Annotated in this window: 16 protein-coding genes and 1 CRISPR repeat array (1 of these 17 running past the window's edge); of the genes, 2 read left to right on the top strand and 14 right to left on the bottom strand. The window is 29.0% G+C overall.

The window, feature by feature from the left end; genetic code table 11:
• Positions 1–411: 411 nt before the first annotated feature.
• From iolG to BN6774_RS10680, 9 genes are all read right to left on the bottom strand, one after another.
• Positions 412–1,425: an inositol 2-dehydrogenase gene (iolG, locus tag BN6774_RS10640; protein ID WP_066893409.1), complete on the bottom strand. Its 1,014-nt coding sequence runs from the start codon at positions 1,423–1,425 to the stop codon at positions 412–414.
• Between the two features lie 17 nt (positions 1,426–1,442).
• On the bottom strand, positions 1,443–2,510 hold the full coding sequence (locus tag BN6774_RS10645; RefSeq protein ID WP_066893411.1) for a transaldolase family protein: 1,068 nt from the start codon (positions 2,508–2,510) through the stop codon (positions 1,443–1,445).
• Between the two features lie 25 nt (positions 2,511–2,535).
• Positions 2,536–4,041: a CoA-acylating methylmalonate-semialdehyde dehydrogenase gene (locus tag BN6774_RS10650; RefSeq protein ID WP_066893413.1), complete on the bottom strand. Its 1,506-nt coding sequence runs from the start codon at positions 4,039–4,041 to the stop codon at positions 2,536–2,538.
• Between the two features lie 30 nt (positions 4,042–4,071).
• Positions 4,072–4,965 (bottom strand): myo-inosose-2 dehydratase, encoded by an 894-nt coding sequence (gene iolE, locus BN6774_RS10655; RefSeq protein WP_066893415.1) that lies wholly within the window; start codon positions 4,963–4,965, stop codon positions 4,072–4,074.
• A gap of 12 nt (positions 4,966–4,977) precedes the next feature.
• On the bottom strand, positions 4,978–6,903 hold the full coding sequence (iolD, locus tag BN6774_RS10660) for a 3D-(3,5/4)-trihydroxycyclohexane-1,2-dione acylhydrolase (decyclizing) (RefSeq protein ID WP_066893417.1): 1,926 nt from the start codon (positions 6,901–6,903) through the stop codon (positions 4,978–4,980).
• A gap of 20 nt (positions 6,904–6,923) precedes the next feature.
• A complete protein-coding gene (locus BN6774_RS10665) occupies positions 6,924–7,691 on the bottom strand; it encodes a 5-deoxy-glucuronate isomerase (protein WP_066893419.1) in 768 nt (255 codons plus the stop codon).
• 31 nt (positions 7,692–7,722) lie between these two features.
• Positions 7,723–8,718, bottom strand: a complete 996-nt coding sequence (locus BN6774_RS10670) for an ABC transporter permease (protein ID WP_066893421.1) — start codon at positions 8,716–8,718, stop codon at positions 7,723–7,725.
• Position 8,719: 1 nt separating this feature from the next.
• Positions 8,720–10,216 carry a sugar ABC transporter ATP-binding protein gene (locus BN6774_RS10675; protein ID WP_066893423.1) on the bottom strand — a complete coding sequence of 499 codons (1,497 nt, stop codon included), beginning with the start codon at positions 10,214–10,216 and terminating at the stop codon, positions 8,720–8,722.
• A gap of 142 nt (positions 10,217–10,358) precedes the next feature.
• Positions 10,359–11,354, bottom strand: a complete 996-nt coding sequence (locus BN6774_RS10680) for a sugar ABC transporter substrate-binding protein (protein ID WP_066893425.1) — start codon at positions 11,352–11,354, stop codon at positions 10,359–10,361.
• A 459-nt stretch (positions 11,355–11,813) separates the two neighbouring features.
• On the opposite strand from BN6774_RS10680, the gene BN6774_RS10685 reads away from it, so the two are divergent.
• Positions 11,814–12,590 carry a DeoR/GlpR family DNA-binding transcription regulator gene (locus tag BN6774_RS10685; RefSeq protein WP_066893429.1) on the top strand — a complete coding sequence of 259 codons (777 nt, stop codon included), beginning with the start codon at positions 11,814–11,816 and terminating at the stop codon, positions 12,588–12,590.
• Between the two features lie 294 nt (positions 12,591–12,884).
• A complete protein-coding gene (locus BN6774_RS18850) occupies positions 12,885–13,700 on the top strand; it encodes a DUF5661 family protein (RefSeq protein WP_066893431.1) in 816 nt (271 codons plus the stop codon).
• Between the two features lie 121 nt (positions 13,701–13,821).
• Here BN6774_RS18850 and BN6774_RS10695 read toward each other — a convergent pair whose 3' ends face one another.
• The 5 genes from BN6774_RS10695 to BN6774_RS10710 all read right to left on the bottom strand — a co-directional run bounded on the left by BN6774_RS10695 (position 13,822) and on the right by BN6774_RS10710 (position 18,053).
• A complete protein-coding gene (locus tag BN6774_RS10695; protein WP_066893436.1) occupies positions 13,822–14,388 on the bottom strand; it encodes a GNAT family N-acetyltransferase in 567 nt (188 codons plus the stop codon).
• 147 nt (positions 14,389–14,535) lie between these two features.
• The gene (locus BN6774_RS18855) at positions 14,536–14,811 is read right to left on the bottom strand and encodes a hypothetical protein (RefSeq protein WP_235829605.1); all 276 of its coding nucleotides are present in this window, start codon (positions 14,809–14,811) and stop codon (positions 14,536–14,538) included.
• A 39-nt stretch (positions 14,812–14,850) separates the two neighbouring features.
• Positions 14,851–15,069 (bottom strand): hypothetical protein, encoded by a 219-nt coding sequence (locus BN6774_RS18860; protein ID WP_235829606.1) that lies wholly within the window; start codon positions 15,067–15,069, stop codon positions 14,851–14,853.
• Complete coding sequence (locus BN6774_RS10705; RefSeq protein ID WP_066893437.1) at positions 15,062–17,269, bottom strand: DEAD/DEAH box helicase family protein; 2,208 nt, start codon at positions 17,267–17,269, stop codon at positions 15,062–15,064. The genes BN6774_RS18860 and BN6774_RS10705 overlap by 8 nt, the downstream gene beginning before the upstream one ends.
• Before the next feature lie 220 nt (positions 17,270–17,489).
• On the bottom strand, positions 17,490–18,053 hold the full coding sequence (locus BN6774_RS10710) for a hypothetical protein (protein WP_066893438.1): 564 nt from the start codon (positions 18,051–18,053) through the stop codon (positions 17,490–17,492).
• A 159-nt stretch (positions 18,054–18,212) separates the two neighbouring features.
• Positions 18,213–21,257: direct repeats of the CRISPR family, unit length 36 nt; unit sequence GTTATAGTTCCTAGTAAATTCTCGATATGCTATAAT; it runs 2,790 nt beyond the window's last position.

Raw genomic sequence — 21,257 nt, forward strand, 5'->3', positions numbered from 1 at the left:
CTACTTCATCAGTAAATAAATCTAAAATATATTCATTAACTTCCTCTATAAGTTTTTTCTCAAGAAGTTCTTGTTTTTCTTCTCCATTTACTATTTCTATCTCACATATATTGCTACTTTTTTAAAATTTTATTCTCCGAGGTTAATTAAAAAGTTATTATTTACTTCTTTGAATGAATAACTAATTTCAAATGCCATAGATAATATATCTAAGACCTTATCTTAAAAATCCTTTCTATCCATATTCATTGACATATACCCCCTTATAAATGTAGTGATATTCATATTTTTGCCTCTTTAAAATTATGAATAAAATTAATGTTTAATTCTATATTTTTATAATGAAAGTTAAAAGATATATGGGTAAAGACCTTCCATAATAAATTATGGAATATTCTTTACCCAATTTATTTAAAACTCTATTTCATTAATTTTAACTGGTCTACCTAATTCAACAGATTTTTTTGCTGCTAATCCAATGATAACTGGTTTTAATCCATCATATACATTTACTGGTGTTTCTGTATCATTTACTATAGCATCGACAAAACATTGCATTTCCTTAGCAAAAGATTTCATATATCTTTCTAAGAAGAAGTATAGTGGTTTTTCACCAGTAACTCCATTTGCTGTACTTATTACTGCTGTTGAATTTGTATCATTTGATGTTGCTACCATTCCTAATGATCCAAATACTTCTGCTCTTTGATCATATCCATATGCTGCCCTTCTTGAATTGTCTATTACAGCTAATGCTCCATTAGAAAGCTTTAATGTTATTATTGCTGTATCAACGTCACCAGCTTCTCCTATAGCTTTATCTACTAAAATGGCAGATTGAACATAAACTTCTTCTACATCACTTCCTGATAAATATCTAACCATATCAAAATCATGTATTGTCATATCAAGGAACATTCCTCCTGATACTTTAACATAACTTATCGGAGGAGCTTCAGGGTCTCTTGAAGTTACTTTAATTATATGTGGATCTCCTATAGTACCTTTTAAAACTTCATTTCTAACTGCTTCAAAGTTATGGTCAAATCTTCTATTAAAACCAACTTGGAATTTAACAGGATTTTCTTCTAAAGCCTTTATTACACCTTTTATTTTTTCTATACTGTGATCTATTGGCTTTTCACAAAAAACATTTTTCCCTGCTTTTATTGCTTCAATAGATATTGTTGAATGTGTATCTGTTGAAGAGCAAATTAACACAGCATCTATTTGAGAATCCTCAAGTATTTTTTTATAATCAGTGTAACACTCTTCAATACCAAACTCTTTTGCCCATTGTACTATTTCATCATTCATATTAACATCTGCTATAGATTTAACCTTTGCGCCATTAACAAAATTACTTATACTTTTTGTATGGACCTTTCCTATTCTACCAGCACCAATTATGCCTATATTTAACATATACCTCTCCCCTTTAATTATATAATAACTGAACGAATTTGTTTTATTAATTCATCATAGCCATTTAGAAATTGCTTTATGGTAGCCTTAAAGGCACCATAGTTTTGGAATTCTTCAATAGTAAGTGCATTAATATCATATGCTTTTCTAAATTCATCTAAGCTCATTAATTTATTTAATATCTCTTCATTAACAGGCTCGTTAATTCGCTCAATTACTTCTACAGAAGAATTATTCAATTTCACTTGCCATTTATAAGGTATTGTCATAGAAATATTCCCACCAATAAATTGTGACCAATGATAGTGGTTTCTATATGCTGCAGTTAATAATCCTGTTCTATAATTTCTTTCATTAAATACTTTGTATGCATTTTTTACTACTGCAACTCCAGCCCATTCTAATATATCAGGGTCTACAACTATATTATTTTCTGAGCAATGATTTTTTAAATAATCATCAACTCTTCCAAGCATAATAGTACAAATTGCAGATATATTATCATTTGATAAGCCTTCATTTTCTCTTCTATTTAAGCCTCTTTCAACAGCTTCTGCTACTGCAATGGCTTGTGATACTGTAAATGATACTGTTGCATTTATACTAACACCATTATAAATAGCTTCTTCTATAGCTTTTATTCCTGCTCCACTAGCTGGAATTTTAACTTGTATATTAGGTGCCAAAGTATTAAAATGTTTTGCTTGACTTAACATTTTTTCAGCATTTAAATAATACTTTGGATTAGTTTGCATTGAAAGTCTTCCGTTTCTACCACTATTCTTTTGAAATATTTGTAGTAAAAGTTTTGAACTTTCTTTACCTATATAATCCATTAATAACCATGCTATTTCATCTTCAGTAGCTGTTGGATTATCTATACTTAATTCTTTTATTAATGGTTTCCAAGCTGAAAATTCTTGTTTTAGTACTTGATTTACTATAACTGGATTAGTAGTTGCTCCAACGCTTCCATTTTCAATACTATATTTAAGCTCGTTAATAGCACATGAATCATTCCATATCTCTGTTTGTGGAAATTTTATTGTAGTTTCATATAACTTGCTTTTAAATCCTTCTCCCATAATAACTTCCCCCCTAATACATTTATTAAATTGTTCCATCCCAAGTTGATACAACTGTACTTTTCTTTTCTTCTTCATCAAACCATTTTGTAGTAACACACTTGCTTTCTGTAAAGAACCTTATGGAATCTTTTCCTAAGCAGTGTAAGTCTCCAAAGAATGAATTTTTATGTCCTGAGAATGGGAAAAAACCTACTGGTACTGGTATTCCTACATTTACTCCTACCATTCCACCATCTGTTCGTCTAGTAAATTCTCTTGCATAATATCCATTTTGAGTATAAATTACTGATCCATTTGCAAAAGGATTTTTATTCATTAACTCTAATCCTTCTTCAAAATTCTTAACTCGTTTTATACATAAAACTGGACCAAAAATTTCAATATCTCCAATTGTCATCTCAGGAGTTACATTATCAAATATTGTTGGACCTAAATAAAATCCATTTTCAAATCCTTCAACAACAATATTTCTACCATCTAAAACTAAACTTGCTCCCTCTTCTATTCCTTTTTCAATCCATTTTACAACAGACTCTTTATGCTTTTCTGTTACTAAAGGTCCTAAATTACTATCCTTATGATAAGCTGGTCCAACTTTTAAGTTTTTAGATAATCTTACTAAATGTGCTACTAATTCATCTGCAATTTCTTCCTCTACAACTACTACTGGCAATGCCATACATCTTTCTCCTGCACAACCAAAACCAGCATTTACTATTCCTGCTGCAGTTCTTTCTAATGCTGCATCCTTTAAAACTAAAGCATGATTTTTAGCTTCACATAATGCTTGAACTCTCTTTCCATGTGATGCCGCTGTTTGATATATATGCTTACCTACAGCAGTGGAACCAACAAAAGTTATACCTTTAACATCTTCATGAGTTAAGAATATTTCTGCTTCATTTCTTGAACAAGTTACAATATTTAATACCCCATCAGGAAGTCCTGCTTCTTTATATAATTGAGCCATTCTTAATGCTGTTCTAGGTGTCATACTAGCAACCTTTAAAACCATTGTATTTCCAGAAGCAATGCACATTGGAGCCATCCATCCCATAGGAATCATAGCTGGAAAATTAAATGGTACTATTCCAGCAAATACACCTATTGGTTCTCTATAAAGTACTGTGTCTATTCCTGAACTTACATTCATTAAGGAATCACCCATCATTTGAGTTGGAACTTGACAAGCAAGTTCTGTTCCCTCTTTTGCCTTTAACACATCTCCCTCTGCTTCTTCCAAAACCTTTCCATGCTCAGTTGCAACTAGCTCTGTAAGTTCTTCTAAGTTTTCTTCAATTAATTGACGAAGCTTATAAAGTATTTGTGAACGCTTTATAACAGGAGTATTAGCCCATGCTGGATAAGCATTTTTAGCAGCCTTTATTGCCTCTTCTACTTCTTCTTTAGTACAGCATGGTGCATATCCAGTAATTTCTCCTGTACTTGGATTATATAGCTCTGTATATTTTGTTGTTTTTGATTCAACATATTCTCCATGTATAAAATATTTTAATTTCTCTGCCATTTCAAAATCCCTCCTTATAACTTATACTAATTAAATTCCAGCCTTTTCTTTTATATACTTTCTTGCTTTTATTGCATATTCAAGAGGATTTGCTATAGATGGATCTTGTTCTGCTTCAACTACCATCCAGCCTTCATAATTAGATTCTTCAAAAACTTTAAATATTGGTTCAAAATCTATATAACCATCTCCTGGTACTGTAAATGTTCCTTTCCTTACTCCAGTTAAAAAGCTTTCTTTATTTTCTTTTACGCTATCAACAACTTCTCTTCTAATATCTTTTAAATGGACATGCTTTATTCTATCCTTATATTTTCTAGCAACTTCTAATGGATCTTCACCACAGTATGACAAATGTCCAGAATCGAATAATAAATTTACATATCTCTCATCAGTACCTTCCATTAATCTATCTATTTCTGATAAAAATTGTACTGAAGTTCCCATATGATGATGGAAGGTTAAGGTTATGCCAATATCACTAGCAACCTTTCCTAATTTATTTAAGCCTTTACATAGCATATCCCATTCTTCATCATTTAAAATATATTTATTATCAAAAACTGCTAAATCAGTTCCTTGAATACTGTGTCCTTGTTCTGATACCCCAACAACAGTAGCTCCCATTTCTTTAAGAAAAGTTATATGCTTTATAAATTCTCTTTCGGTTTCTTCGTATGGTTTAGTTGTTAAAAATGTTGAGAACCATGCATTACATATCTTAATTCCTCTTAATTCCAAAGCCTTTTTTAATTCCTCAACATTTTTGGGATATTTATTTCCAACTTCTGATCCAGTAAATCCTGCTAAGGCCATTTCACTAACGCATTGTTCAAATGTATTTTCTTTTCCTAAGTCAGGTAAGTCATCATTTGTCCAAGCTATTGGTGCAATACCTAATTTTACTTTTTTTGAATCTAACATAAATTCTCCCTCCTAATATCTTCTTGCATTTAGTCTATTTTTTTCTTTATTTTTATAAGCTTCATTTACCTTTTCATTCAATGATGTTTCAGCTATTCCTACATGCCACCACGCCTTATATCCATCAGTCATTGTCTTAGGTAAAATTTTAATGTCCAATAAAGTACCTATATTTTGTTTTTTGCTATCTATTAAAGCTTCTTCTAACTCTTCTATAGTTCTTACTCTATAAGTCTTATATCCATAACCACTTGCTACTTTTGCATAATCTATTGATATTAATGAACCATTTTCATTAATATCATCACTTCTATATCTAAATTCAGTTGCTAAATTACCTATTCCATTTGACATTTGAAGATTATTTATACAGCCAAATCCACAATTATCAAATAGTAATATATTGATTTTCTTATTTTCTTGTAAAGCAGTTACCATCTCACTATGAAGCATTAGAAAACTACCATCTCCAACCATAGCATATACTTCTTTATCTTTATCTGCCATCTTAGAGCCTAGTGCACCTGCTATTTCATATCCCATACATGAATATCCATATTCCATATTGTAGCTGTATCTGGAATTCGTCTCCCACATTCTTTGTAAACAACCTGGTAAACTTCCTGATGCTCCAACAATTATTGCATCATCATCAATAATTTCACGTATTTTACCTATTACTTCTGTTTGTGTTAATGAACTTCCAAATAACTCAATAAATTCATTTATGCTTGATTCATTTCTAGCCTTAATTAGTGGCTCAAAATTATCATTATAATGATAACTAGTTAATTTTTTCATTTCTTCATCCCATTGTTTTTTAACTTCCATAATTTCATTTCCATAGCTACTTAAATATTTACCCTTTAGTTCTTCTAATATAATTTCTAATGAAATTTTAGCATCTCCAACAACACTTACACTATCAAGCTTAAAAGCATGAAATCTAGAGGTATTTATATTAATAAACTTTACATTTCTATTTTTAAATAATGACTTTGAAGCTGTTGTAAAATCGCTAAATCTAGTTCCTACACCTATAACCAAATCAGCATTTTCTGCAATTGTATTAGCGGCTAAATTACCAGTAACACCAACACCACCAAGATTATTTTCAAAGTTACCCCTACATGCACTTTTACCAGCTTGTGTTTCTCCAATTGGAATATTTAACTCTTTTGAAAATTTTTCTAAAACTTCTCCTGCTTCAGAATATCTAACTCCCCCACCACAAATTAGCATAGGATATTTGCTTTCTTTTATTACTTCAACGGCTAATTGTATTTCTTCTTTACAAGGATAAAATCTTCTTATTTCATAAACTCTCTTTTTAAAAAAGTCTTCAGGATAATCATAACTTTCACCTTGAACATCTTGAGGTATAGCCAAACAACATGCTCCTGTTTCACTTGGATCTGTTAATACTCTCATTGCACTAATAAGGGATGACATAACTTGCTCTGGTCTTGAAATTCTATCCCAGTACTTACATACTGCTTTAAATGCATCATTTGTTGTTACACTTGGATTATTCCATTGTTCAATTTGTTGTAATACAGGATCTGGTTGTCTAGAAGCAAATGAATCTCCTGGTAACAATAATAATGGAATATTATTCACAGTTGCAGTTGCTGCTGCTGTAACCATATTAGCAGCACCTGGTCCAATAGAGGATGCACAGGCTATTATTTTTCTTCTATTATTTTGCTTTGCAAAAGAGGTTGCTACATGTGCCATTCCTTGTTCATTTTTACCTTGATATACTTTTAAGTTTCCTCTATTCTCATCTAAGGCTTGACCAAGTCCGCATACTATTCCATGTCCAAATACAGTAAAAATACCATCAACAAACTTGGTTTCTATTCCATCGAAGGATACATATTGATTATCTAAGAACTTTACTATAGCTTGTCCCATAGTCATTCTAATAGTATTCATTTCTCCGCCTCCTATAATTATCAATTATTTAACAGCCATACATGCTCTTCATCATCTATTCTAGTCTTATTCCACGGATTTCCATCTAAATGTCTAATCATCCAAACATATGCCATTCTATACCCAGGTGCACAAACTTGTGGGTGACTCATTCCACCTGAAATTGCTGCATAACTACCATCAGTTATTTTATACGCATTATCTCCTATAAAGCATGCTCCAAAACCTTGTGATTTATCAAATCTATAATAATAAACTTCGGGATGTGGATGACTATGTGGTACAAAACTTGACCATTTTCCAGGGTAATTTCGTACTTCCCCCATAACCATATTAGAGTAAGGTGCATTATCATAATCAAATATTGTTATAATATCTCTTTTTGCAGTTCCATCCCAAAGCTCATAACTTGAATTAGTTACTTCTATATCACTTTTCTTATATAATTTACATTCAAAAGTATTATTATTTATTGTTTTTTGAATTAATATTTCACTTTCCTCTAATGCTTTAACAATAATTTCTACATTTTTAGGAACATGTAAACAAATTGGCAAATCATCAAAAAAGCTTTCTCTTTTAGCAATATAAGAATTACCTTTCCACTCTAAATTTACACTTCCTTGTATAAGTAATATGGCAATTTCTTTATCATCTGATACTACTCTAAAATATTCATCTTTTGACATAATTTTAGAATATATATCCATCATCATATTTTTATTTTCACCATTAATTTCTGAAATAGTCTTTATTTTATCCTCATTATATATGGAATTCTTTAACACTAATTATCAACTCCTTTTGTGTTTAGAATTTTTAAGATACTAGTTTAGCTTTTTTAGAAGCTCTTGCCCTTAAAACATCAACATATACAGCTATTATTATTACTGAACCTACTGCAACATTTTGCACATCAGGAGATACCCCTAAAAGATTTAGACCATTTCTTAATACCGCCATTATTAATACCCCTATCATTACACCTGAAACATTACCCTTACCTCCCATAAATGAAGCTCCGCCTATTATACATGCTGCTATGGCATCTAAATCGTAATCTAAACCTGAAAGTGGTGCTGCTGAATTTACTCTACCAATAAGAACAATACCAGCTAATGCAGCCATAAAGCCACAAATTGTGTAAACAAGAATTAGGGTTTTATCTACATTTATACCTGATAGTCTAGCAGCTTCTTTATTACTTCCTACTGCATAGATATACTTGCCTTGTGCTGTTCTATTAAGAAAAATTGAGAAAATTATAAATACGAAAATAACTAATATAAAACTTACAGGCATACCAAATAGGTTTGCTGAGCCAAGAAATTGTACTGAACTTGAAAAGCCTGAAATTGGAGAAGCTGCTGTAATTATTAATGCTATTCCTCTAGCAATATTTTTCATACCAAGTGTAGATATAAATGGATGTGGCAAATGCATCTTAGTTAGCATTAAACCATTAAGTAGTCCTAAAAAACCTCCCATTAGTAATCCTAATAATATTCCAACAAGAGGATTTACTCCCCATGAATTTAATGCAATTCCTGTAAAGCAAGTTGAAAGTGCTAACATTGATCCAACTGATAAATCAATACCAGCAGTAAGTATTGGTAATAACATACCAACTGCAATTAATGCATTAATTGTACACTGTCTAAGAACATTCATTAAATTTCTGCTTGTCAAAAATTCTGGTGACGTTACTGATAAAATTACACATATTATTACTAGTCCTAACAAAGATCCAAACTTATATACCGTTTCTTTATTTGATATCTTCTTAATTAAGCCATTTACACTTTTCTCTCCCATTCTATTTACCTCCTGTTGCGGCATGCATAATATTTTCTTGATTTGCCTCTTCTATATTTATTTCTGCTTTCATTTCCCCTTCATGCATTACAAATATCCTATCGCTAATTCCTAATACTTCAGGTAGCTCAGAGGATACCATAATTACGGCAGCACCTTTCTTAATTAATTCATTTAACACGTTATAAACTTCAACCTTCGAACCTACATCAATTCCCCTTGTTGGTTCATCAATAATAAATATGCTAGCATTAGTATTTAGCCACTTTCCTATTACGACTTTTTGTTGATTACCTCCACTTAGCTGTCCAACAATAAAATCTTGTTTTTGTGGTTTTATATTTAATTGCTTTATATTATTAATAGCTCTATCTTTCATATTTGTAATATTTAATAAAACTCTCTTTTTCATTTTATCTAGAGATGAAATATTAACATTGTAATTAATATCTTGATCTAGTATTAATCCTTGTCCTTTTCTATCCTCTGTTAAAAAGGCAATTCCTAAATTCATTGCATCTCTAGGACATTTTATATTTACTTTATTACCGCTAATGTAGATATCTCCAGAGTCGTAACTATCTACTCCAAAAATAGTCCTCATAACTTCTGTTCTTCCTGCTCCTACTAAACCTGCAACTGCAACTATTTCCCCTTTTCTAACATTAAAACTTATATTTTTGAAAACTCCTTCTTTTGTTAAATTTTCAACCCTTAAAGCTTCTTCTCCTATTTGAACTTTTATTTTAGGATATTGTTGTTCTAAGCTTCTTCCAACCATTAATTTAATTAATGTATCTATTGAATCAACTTCACTTCTATTTCTTGTTTCAATCTTTTTACCATCTCTCATTACAGTTATTGTGTCACATATTTCCATAACTTCTTCAAGTCTATGAGATATATAAATTACTGAAATCCCCTTAGCCTTAAGTTCTTTTACAGTTCGCAATAGTTCTTTTACTTCTCTATCTGTTAAACTTGCAGTTGGCTCGTCCATAATTAGTATTTTAGTATTAATACTTAAAGCCTTTGCAATTTCAACCATTTGTTGTTTCCCAATTCCCAACTTTGAAATATTTGAAGCTGTGTCAATATTTTGGCCTAAATCATTTAAGAGAGCTTTTGATTTTTCTCTCATTTCTTTTATTTTTAAAAAACCCCTTTTTTCAGAAGTCTTGAGTTCTCTACCTAAAAAAACATTCTCTGCTACAGTTAAATGTGGAATAGTATTAAGTTCTTGATATATTGCAGTAATACCATATTGCATTGCATCTCTTGGTCCATTTATTTTAACCTCTTCTCCTTCAATAAAGATTTTTCCTTCATCATTACTGTGCGCACCAGTTAAAATTTTAATTAAAGTTGATTTACCTGCACCATTTTCACCTATAATTCCGTGAACCTCTCCCGGATAAATATCTAAATCAATAGCTTCCAAAGCTTTAACACCTGGAAAATATTTCGATATTTTTTTTAATTCTAATAGCTTTTTCATTTTTGACCTCCATTTTATTGATAAAAGTATGGTTAGTCTTTTTTGTTACATACTTCCTTATTGTCTACAATATCTTTTCTGAAGTATTTTGGAATGTAGATTACCTTATTCATAAATCAAATAAGGTAATCTTAATTAATTTCTATTTACCTAATATTTTGTTGATTTCATCTTCTTTTGCTTTTGCATTATTTTTATCAATTATTTCTGTGCCTGTATCAATAACAGAATCAATTTTTTCGCCTTTTACAAATTTCACTGCAGCTTCAACACCATATTTACCTATATTATAAGCACTTTGTGCAACAGAGGCTGTTAGTTCTCCCTTTTGTATAGCTGCTAAAGCATCTGGAGAACCATCAAATCCAACAGTTACTACATCTCCTTTACCAGCTTGTTGTAATGCTCTTACAGCGCCTAATATCATTTCATCGTTAGAAGCATACACTGCTTTAACATTAGGATTAGTTTGTAAAATATTTTCCATTACGCTCATACCTTTATTTCTATCACTATCTGCAGGTTGAGGAGTTAGAACTTTTATGCCCCTTTCTTCTAAAGCTTTTTTTGCACCATTAACACGTTCATCGTGAGTATTGTCACCTAAAGCTCCTCTAATTATAGCTACCTCATCTCCTGCCTTTAATTTTTCTGCAATATATTTTCCAGCTAATTCACCACCTGCAAAGTTTCCCGTTCCAATAAATGATTTTTTCTTATCCCATTCAGCATTAGTGTCAATTAACAATACAGGAATTTCCGCTTTATCTGCCTTATCAAAAATTGCTATAGCAGCACTTGGTTGAGATGGAGCAACAACAAGAGCATCTACTTTTTTAACTATTTGATCTTCCATTAATGAAGTTTGTCCTGCAATGTCTGTTTCTGCATTAGGTCCTAATACATTAACCTTTACACCTAGTTCTTTAGCAGCATCATCTGCACCAGCCTTTACTATTTTCCAATAATCACTATTTATTGCTTTTAAAACAACAGAAACTTCTATCTCATTGCTTCCATTTGTTTCTTTAGGGCCTTCACCTTGAGTAGTTTTTGAACCTCCACATCCTGCTAAAGATAACACCATTAATGATAATACAGATGTAGCTAAACACTTCCTTAATCGTTTACACTTCATGAATATTTCCCCCTCAAAAAATAATTAAATATACAAGCTAATAATTCTTCTCTCCTTCATAACTAAAGGGCTTTTCTGTTGTTAAGTAGAATGATTATTTACTGTTTATTCTAACTATAGCTACAAAAAATATAAATTCACCTCCTTTATATAAACATAATTTATCAATATCATTTATTAGTAAGACCAAAATCATTTTTTTCTTACTTATAAAACTATTTTTATATTATTTATTTCTCTAAACACATTAATTACTACCCTTATAGTATTGACCAAATTATTTAGAGTTCCTAATTAAACATTACCAATAATTACCTGTAATGTCAATAAATTCTTGGTGATTTTTTATAACATTTCTATTTACTATTGGCAACATTTTGAAAAGATTTTGAGTAAGTTATGAGTAATATATTGATTTTTTTGTTATTTATTGTAAAATATATTTAGGGGTGATAAATTATGAGAGTAAAAAGAATAGATCAAATAGAAGATTTTATAATTAGAAACAAATTTGTAACAATAAATGAACTTTGCGAAGAATTTAATATTTCTAAAAATACCGTTAGAAGAGATATTGATTTTTTGACTAAAATAGGAACAGTAAAAAAAGTTTACGGTGGCGTTACTATAAATAATATCCTACCTGATCCTCTAACTTTAAGTAGTTTTCAAGAACGTCAAATTATAAATGAGGATCTTAAAATTATGGTTGCAAAAGAAGCTTCAAAATATATTAATGATGGTGATATTATTTTTATTGATACAGGAACTACTACAGCAAACATAATTGATTATTTAGAAGGTATTAAAGATTTAACTATTATAACTAATAGTGTGATAGTTTTATACAAATCACTTTTTTATCCTAATATAAATGTTGTTTCACTTCCTGGAGTTCTAAAAAGAGTAACCGCTTCTATAGTTGGAAGTAGTGCTTTACAATATATTAAAGACTATAATATAAATAAAGCTTTTATGGCTTGCACAGGAATGTCTACAAAAGTAGGAATTACTAATTCAACCCATGAAGAATTTAAAATAAAAAAAGCTATTATTGAAAAAAGTCAATGTAATTTTTTATTATTAGATAAAACTAAACTTGGAAAAACTGCCTTATTAACATACTGTCAAGCTTCAGATTTAGATTATATAATTATGGATTCAGTACCTTCAAATGAATATATAGAATATTTTGAGGAAAATAAAGCAACTTTAGTAGTTGCTAAAAATTTATAAATGCAAATTATTGACACTTTTATTAACTAACTTCATTTTACTTTTAGTATAAATATCTTCTAAAATAATAAATCCAGTATAGGAGTAATCTACTCTTATACTGGATAAATACCATCTGATTATACTCTATATATCTTTTAAATACATTTTTATCCAACCTTCTCATTTTTTTCTGTAAATAACTCTATTGTATATCTTTATTATCTATATTTCTATTTCTTTATTTAAGTATGTAGCAGGTCATTAAACTTATCATATAATATTCATGTAATCAATATTTTCAGGAGGATGCTAATGTATTATTCTCTACCAGACTTTGTTCCTCAGAATTATTTTAGAATTCATGAGGCAGAGAAATCATATAAAACCTTAGACGAAGCATTGGCTTTAGTAAAGGATGCTATTCAGGGTGAAAAAGAAGATGAACTTTTTTATGATTACCTACTTTCTTTAGCTCCAACTAAAGAAGAAAAAGATATTATTATCAGCATACGAGATGATGAAAAAAAACATAATAAATATTTTAGAGAAATATATTCTTTTTATACAGGTAATAATGCACCTTTACTAAATAATGTTGCTTTTGAAAAACCAGAATCCTATATAGGCGGAATAAGAAAAGCTAAATTTGGTGAACTTGGTGCTGTAGAAAGATATAGAGATATAAGAGCAGGAATTCCAGATAAATATCATAGAGATATGCTATTCGAAATCATTACAGATGAATTAAAGCATGCACATAAATATGACTATATTCTTTATCTAAGCCTAGAAAATAATATCCAAACCAACAATATAAAACCAAGAATAATAGTTTCTGCTCCTAAAGGTAGCTTTACTACTGCTGAAGCTATTGAAATTGCTAATAAACTTGGTATTGATTTTAGCAAAGAAAAGTTTGATATTGAACAATTTAGAATGGGCCTAGATACAGAATTAGAACATGGCAGAAAATACAATCCTACAAATGTAACTGAGGATAATCCTCTTTTAACTGGTAAAATAGCACTTGCCCATCTAAGTGAGTTTCCTGACTATTATACTAGACTAAAAAAACTAGAAGAAGAAGCAAAAGCTTATTGGTCAACTCAAAGGTATTTCTATAAATAGATAAAATAATTTACTTTAAATGAACTTGAGCCGGCCAAGTTGATGTTTTCTTCTCAGCCGGTATATATTCTTCTATTCAAATACAAATGTCATCTTAAATTTAATATCAATTCCATAAAGGTTATTCTTTATCTAGCTTCTTTATTTTTTCCCAATCCTCTCGTTTTAATATCATATTAATTAAATCAATCATTTGACCTTGAAACTCTAAATCACCTTCATCAATACTTTCTAAAACAAAGCCACACTTTTCATAAATTCTTTTTCCTCTTGGATTAAAGGCATATACCCCTAATGTTAATTGATTCAAATCTGTATTTGTAAATACATAATCTACAAGAAGAGATGTTGCTTCTGATCCAAATCCGCTATCTCTCCCCCTTGGGCCAATAAGAATCCTATAATTCATGCTATGATTTACTTCGTCATATTCATTTATTACTACTTCTCCCACAACAACATCATTTAGTTTGTCTACAATTGCAAGATCAAGACGATCACTTTGTTCATTTCTTGAATTATACCACTTTATAATTTCATCTCTATTAAAATCAGCTGTACTTCCTGTAAATTTAAGCACTTCAGGATCCTTTAAACACTCTTCCATAAATTCAATATCTTCATAACGAAAAGGGCTAAGAATTACTTTATTCCCTATTATAGTTGGCTTATTTGTTAAATTTATCATATTATAACTCCTTATCATGAGAAAACACATTAAGTACAATATTACAGCTCACTCACAATTTATAAACATAATTTGAATAAGCAAAAGCGAACATACACTTTTAAATACCCATGGTGTTAGTAGGGTATAAAATACCTAACTTTTGTTTTATTCTTTTAATCTTATTATTATAGTATCATCTATATCTATTTCATTTATATCACAAACTTGATAATCTCTTAGGTAAGACTCTAATCTTAAAGCTTTTATTGTTCTTTTTACATTATTAACTATATTTTCACTTCTTCTTTTATAACCAAAGTTTCTTAATAGTGTTCTTAGTTTTATTTTTATAAAATTATAGTTTTCTATATATATTAATCTAAGCTTTATAAATCTAAAGAAAGCTTCTACATAATATTCTTCTCTTTCTAATAAATTCATTTCATATTCGCTTCCTAATTCTTCAAAGATTGTGTTTATTTACTCTAATTCCTTTTTATGCTCTTTTAAACTTAATATAACCATATATTTTGATATTTCATTTATAAATTTCTTTTTATCTTTTCTGTATTTAGGATCTAAAACAATATCTCTATTTTCCCATAAATCTTCTCTTACCATTTTTTCATCTGATTTTCTAAAATCACTATAATCAAAGAAAACTACTATATCTTTAGGAGTGTACAAATATTTACTCATATTTATCTCCTTTTACCTTGTTACAATTTTTACATAAAAGTTGTAAATTAGATACAATAGTCAGTCCACCTTTAGCCATAGGTTTTATGTGATCTATTTGAAACAATCCTTTATAGTTAGATTTATATCCACAATTTTTACAATAATGAGTTCCATCTTTATTTGTAAATTTATAATATACCTTATCCTTTATTTTCTTTGCTTTTTTAGGAGATATTCTTTCTATTTCATTAATAGATAGTTTTTCTAATTCCCTAGTTTCTTCTATAAATTCTGAATCTTCAATAGGATAATCTTCTGGATTTTCTAAAATATCTATTTGCTTTTGTAATTGTTGTTTAAAGTAAAGTTTTTTATTAAAGTATATTTTTATAATTTGATTTTCATCATTCCAAAGAGATTCAATATAATCATTTATTTCTGAACGTCTCATATCTTTATCTATTATATTTAAAGCTATCGTTTTTAAATCTAAAGCTTGTCTATCCACATCTTCAAATGTTATAAATTTAGGCTTACATTCTTTTTCTGCATAGTATTTAAGTATATTCTTTATATCTTCTTTATCGTATTTAGGTAACATGTTTTCATTGAAATATATCTCTTCTACTTCTTCTAATAATTTATCCATTACATCATTTTCTATATACTCTTCATTAATATTATGAGCTTCAAAAATTATTGGTAAATCATTTATAAATTCTTCATACATAGGTTTTGTACTATCATAAACTAATACCTGATAATTTTTCTCCATACTATTATCATCTATAAAAGTAAAGGCATACATACCTAAAGGCACTCTTTTCATAAACTCAATCTTTTCTAACTCACTAGTATCAACAGTTTCATCCATTAACATAGCAAATTCTTCTATCTTTTTTATTGAAATAAGCCTTAATAGTTTCTTTTCATTATCATAATTATTATCTGTAAACTCGTTATTTTCTTGACTAAGTTCTGGATTTACCCAAGCTATACGATCTTTCCAATCATCAATAAAGCTAACTACATGTGCTTCCTTAGTTCCACCAGCTTTTTCCCCTCTTAAGGCTCTACCAATCATTTGAGTCATTAATATAGTAGAAATAGTTGGTCTAGTTAAAAATACAGTTTTAGTTTGTGGTAAATCAATACCTTCAGTTAATATATTTACATTTATAAGTACTTGAATTTTACCATCTCTGTATTTTCTTATATTTTCTTCATTAGATATATCAACACCTGTAAACTCTAAAAAAGTTCCTGAAACTATTACTTCTGCTTTTACTCCTGATTCTTCAAATAATTTTCTTAAAGCAAATGCATGTACCCTATTTACTGCAAAAATAATAGTTTGTCCATATATATTCTTCTTTTCTAAATACTTATTTACTATTAACCTATTACGTTCTTTATTTTCTGCTATTTTTTGTGCTACATCTTCTGGAAGTATATCTAAATTTTCAATACTTTTAATAGCCTTTAGTCCTAAATTATCTCCAAAGTTTATTTCTGTTTCACACTCTTCAAAATTTGGTCTAGCTAATATCTCTTTCTTTATTAAATCCTTTAAATCTATTTTAAATACTATTCCATCTTTATATATCTTAGCTAATAGACCTTCCTCATTATCTGCTGTTCTAAAAGGAGTTGCTGTTAAACCAAGTAATTTAACATTATTCACTTTATCATAGACATTATCTATTAATTTTCTATAAGACTTTGCAATTGAATGATGTGCTTCATCTATTACTAAATATACTTCTTCATCTTTACCTATCCATTTATTTATATATTCTAGGTTCTTAATAGCACTATCTTTGCTAATTATAAGAATATCATCAGATGGTTTTATATGTATTGCTCTATCATGCTTTCCAGAAACTATTCTGTAACTAAATTCTGTTATGTTATAAAGTAAATTAGAATATGCATTATTTTTAAAGGTTTCAGCTGCTTGCTCTAATAATAAATGTCTATGGGCTACCCATAAAATTTTCTTTTTATTATTTACAGCTTCCTTTAAAAGCCAGTAAACTGCTGTTGCTGTCTTTCCACCACCAGTTGGTAAAACTAATAAAGAACTAAAAGAATCTTTCTTATTAATTTCATTTAATCTAGAAATAGCTTCTATTTGATGTTCATATAAAACCCTTGGATTCTTACCTTCATTTACTTTTTTAGTTCCTGCATAATTTAATTTTACTATATCTTTCATAATTAAATCTCCTTATCTTAATCCCCTAATATTACACTTTATATAATATAATAATTAAACATATTTTACATTATATTCATACTAAATAATTATACCATCAATATTATTAAAGGAAATGTTTTCGATATTTTTTCTAATTTATCGACACCCCAATATTAAAGTTTTATATAATAATCGAGTAGGAGGAAAATAATTATTTTATTTTCCTCCTACTCGATTATTAATATCTATTTATTTCATATTCTAAATAATATACTTCATCCTCTAATTGTGATACTTTTCTCTTTAAATTCTCTATTTCTTTATTAGCTGAATATAACTCTCTTTCTAGATCATATATTTTACTATCTTTTTCTTCTATTTCATAACTCAAATCTTCTTTTTCGTATTTTAAACTACTGATTATTGACTTATTATTTTCATCCTCTTCTTCTAACTCTTCAATCTTATCTATCCTGATCAATAGTTCACGTTCCACATTGCTAATTAAATTACCTTCATTATCTACATATACTGTTTTAGGCATACTATTACAATTAATACATTTAGCGTCCCAATATTCATGAAGCTCATTTCCCTTATCAACTGTAATCCATCCCTTAAAAATATCTTTCCCACATTTTTCACAGGTAGAAAGTGCCGTTTGATATTTCTCATACATAACCTGTTCAATACTACTACCACATTCCGCGCAATAATAAAATACAGATCCTATGTTTTGTTTTATTTTCAAATTAACACTCCCACATTTTTTACACTGAGCTGTTCTATTAACTGCTCCCATACATTACTTCTCCTCTCACCCCATTAATATTTAAATATATTAATAAAATTTTCTCTTTATTCAATATATATTTGTTTTTCATATTTTATAACATTGAAAAATTCATCAACTTTCAGAAATTTATTTTAATATTAATTAATGTATTGAATATCTATAATTTTTATAGTTCCTAGTAAATTCCCGATATGCTATAATTATCCAGTTCCTGCTATTGCTGCTCCTGCTGTTATAGTTCCTAGTAAATTCTCGATATGCTATAATTGAACCATTATTCTTTGTAGATGTTCATGTGTTATAGTTCCTAGTAAATTCTCGATATGCTATAATAACCACTTTCTTTTATTAATTCAATTTGTTGTTATAGTTCCTAGTAAATTCTCGATATGCTATAATAAATTATTTTTATAGTGTAATGCACATAGCGTTATAGTTCCTAGTAAATTCTCGATATGCTATAATCGCTAAATATCTAAATCCAGTTAAGTAATTGTTATAGTTCCTAGTAAATTCTCGATATGCTATAATATTAAGAAGGTTTTTAAAAGAGTTGTTTTGGTTATAGTTCCTAGTAAATTCTCGATATGCTATAATTTAGATTTATTAAAGTATAATCTCCACTTTGTTATAGTTCCTAGTAAATTCTCGATATGCTATAATGTGTTTAAATGTAATTTAAAGCTTATTTAAGTTATAGTTCCTAGTAAATTCTCGATATGCTATAATTTTTATCACTCTCCTAGGACCGTTGGAGGTGTTATAGTTCCTAGTAAATTCTCGATATGCTATAATAAAAGGCTAACACCAGAGGGTATGATTAAGGTTATAGTTCCTAGTAAATTCTCGATATGCTATAATTTCCCATCAATAGATAGCATAGGAGCAGTAGTTATAGTTCCTAGTAAATTCTCGATATGCTATAATTTTCATTGATATAGTAGTAATGCTCTTCAAGTTATAGTTCCTAGTAAATTCTCGATATGCTATAATTAGGCACTTTAATTCTATTAGTAGCGTAACGTTATAGTTCCTAGTAAATTCTCGATATGCTATAATGCTTACTCAATAGATAGTTTCAAGGCTTTTGTTATAGTTCCTAGTAAATTCTCGATATGCTATAATTTAGATTTATTAAAGTATAATCTCCACTTTGTTATAGTTCCTAGTAAATTCTCGATATGCTATAATTAATTCATAAATGTATATAAACCTAAAGCTGTTATAGTTCCTAGTAAATTCTCGATATGCTATAATCTTCACCCCTACCAAAAGGAGTATCTTTAGGTTATAGTTCCTAGTAAATTCTCGATATGCTATAATTTCATATGCATTTGAAAGTAATAAAAATGGGTTATAGTTCCTAGTAAATTCTCGATATGCTATAATAAGATACTTAATGCTGTATCAGCACAAGAAGTTATAGTTCCTAGTAAATTCTCGATATGCTATAATTCTCCTTTTCTTATATCTTTAGTTTATTTAGTTATAGTTCCTAGTAAATTCTCGATATGCTATAATTATATATTTCAGTTGATATACTCTCTACTGTTATAGTTCCTAGTAAATTCTCGATATGCTATAATGGAAGAGAGAGCATACAAGAGATAATGCAAGTTATAGTTCCTAGTAAATTCTCGATATGCTATAATTTCTATTATAGTTGATACTTCATAGTTACAGTTATAGTTCCTAGTAAATTCTCGATATGCTATAATATAAACCCTGTCCGTTGTATTGCTCTGTCAGTTATAGTTCCTAGTAAATTCTCGATATGCTATAATTAGGATATAGACAATAAACTAAATACCAACGTTATAGTTCCTAGTAAATTCTCGATATGCTATAATTCTTTTTCAGTACACAACTCTCTCATTTCTGTTATAGTTCCTAGTAAATTCTCGATATGCTATAATTTCATTTGAGAAACTAAACTACATTCTTTTGTTATAGTTCCTAGTAAATTCTCGATATGCTATAATATTTATATTATGTCTACATATTCGCCTATGTTATAGTTCCTAGTAAATTCTCGATATGCTATAATTTTAAAGCTATATTACCTATAGTTAAGTCAGTTATAGTTCCTAGTAAATTCTCGATATGCTATAATTAATGCACTATTGTAAGCATCAATACCTTCTGTTATAGTTCCTAGTAAATTCTCGATATGCTATAATATAGTTTAAAAAGGTAGGCTTTTGTCTACCGTTATAGTTCCTAGTAAATTCTCGATATGCTATAATTTAATTCTGTATTCCATTGAGCCACCCACGTTATAGTTCCTAGTAAATTCTCGATATGCTATAATCTACCTGATGTGGACAGTCATCTTCTTCTAGGTTATAGTTCCTAGTAAATTCTCGATATGCTATAATCAATATAGAACATAACCACACTATAAATACGTTATAGTTCCTAGTAAATTCTCGATATGCTATAATCAAACATTTAATCACCCCTTTCTTATATTGTTATAGTTCCTAGTAAATTCTCGATATGCTATAATCTTAACCTTATATCTACTATTGCACGTTAGTTATAGTTCCTAGTAAATTCTCGATATGCTATAATAGAATCTAAATATTTAGTCCAAGATATAGAGTTATAGTTCCTAGTAAATTCTCGATATGCTATAATTCTCCCTGATGTAATATCCGGAGATGTTAGTTATAGTTCCTAGTAAATTCTCGATATGCTATAATTTTGTATTTGTACTATCTACACCGATTATTGTTATAGTTCCTAGTAAATTCTCGATATGCTATAATTAACTATGTTCAACATCACTTTCAGCTAATGTTATAGTTCCTAGTAAATTCTCGATATGCTATAATATTACCTCCTTATGTAGTTATTACTTAACTGTTATAGTTCCTAGTAAATTCTCGATATGCTATAATTAAAGAAGGGCGAAAAAGCATTTTTACAAAGTTATAGTTCCTAGTAAATTCTCGATATGCTATAATTCTACAACTTTAACATCTCCGTCAACAACTGTTATAGTTCCTAGTAAATTCTCGATATGCTATAATATGATGTTACCAACTTCTACAAATGAAGGTGTTATAGTTCCTAGTAAATTCTCGATATGCTATAATATGAATATAATAATGGTAATCTACCTTTAGGTTATAGTTCCTAGTAAATTCTCGATATGCTATAATTGGTTTAAATGTCAAAAGTTAAATTCGAGAGTTATAGTTCCTA

The sequence above is a fragment of the Clostridium nigeriense genome, from assembly GCF_900086595.1.
Lineage (GTDB): Bacteria > Bacillota > Clostridia > Clostridiales > Clostridiaceae > Clostridium > Clostridium nigeriense.

What these genes read in the sequence shown, in the direction of transcription:
- iolG (WP_066893409.1), bottom strand. Translation starts at nt 1,425, where the DNA reads ATGTTAAATATAGGCATAATTGGTGCTGGTAGAATAGGAAAGGTCCAT.
- BN6774_RS10645 (WP_066893411.1), bottom strand. Translation starts at nt 2,510, where the DNA reads ATGGGAGAAGGATTTAAAAGCAAGTTATATGAAACTACAATAAAATTT.
- BN6774_RS10650 (WP_066893413.1), bottom strand. Translation starts at nt 4,041, where the DNA reads ATGGCAGAGAAATTAAAATATTTTATACATGGAGAATATGTTGAATCA.
- iolE (WP_066893415.1), bottom strand. Translation starts at nt 4,965, where the DNA reads ATGTTAGATTCAAAAAAAGTAAAATTAGGTATTGCACCAATAGCTTGG.
- iolD (WP_066893417.1), bottom strand. Translation starts at nt 6,903, where the DNA reads ATGAATACTATTAGAATGACTATGGGACAAGCTATAGTAAAGTTCTTA.
- BN6774_RS10670 (WP_066893421.1), bottom strand. Translation starts at nt 8,718, where the DNA reads ATGGGAGAGAAAAGTGTAAATGGCTTAATTAAGAAGATATCAAATAAA.
- BN6774_RS10675 (WP_066893423.1), bottom strand. Translation starts at nt 10,216, where the DNA reads ATGAAAAAGCTATTAGAATTAAAAAAAATATCGAAATATTTTCCAGGT.
- BN6774_RS10680 (WP_066893425.1), bottom strand. Translation starts at nt 11,354, where the DNA reads ATGAAGTGTAAACGATTAAGGAAGTGTTTAGCTACATCTGTATTATCA.
- BN6774_RS10685 (WP_066893429.1), top strand. Translation starts at nt 11,814, where the DNA reads ATGAGAGTAAAAAGAATAGATCAAATAGAAGATTTTATAATTAGAAAC.
- BN6774_RS18850 (WP_066893431.1), top strand. Translation starts at nt 12,885, where the DNA reads ATGTATTATTCTCTACCAGACTTTGTTCCTCAGAATTATTTTAGAATT.
- BN6774_RS10695 (WP_066893436.1), bottom strand. Translation starts at nt 14,388, where the DNA reads ATGATAAATTTAACAAATAAGCCAACTATAATAGGGAATAAAGTAATT.
- BN6774_RS18855 (WP_235829605.1), bottom strand. Translation starts at nt 14,811, where the DNA reads ATGAATTTATTAGAAAGAGAAGAATATTATGTAGAAGCTTTCTTTAGA.
- BN6774_RS18860 (WP_235829606.1), bottom strand. Translation starts at nt 15,069, where the DNA reads ATGAGTAAATATTTGTACACTCCTAAAGATATAGTAGTTTTCTTTGAT.
- BN6774_RS10705 (WP_066893437.1), bottom strand. Translation starts at nt 17,269, where the DNA reads ATGAAAGATATAGTAAAATTAAATTATGCAGGAACTAAAAAAGTAAAT.
- BN6774_RS10710 (WP_066893438.1), bottom strand. Translation starts at nt 18,053, where the DNA reads ATGGGAGCAGTTAATAGAACAGCTCAGTGTAAAAAATGTGGGAGTGTT.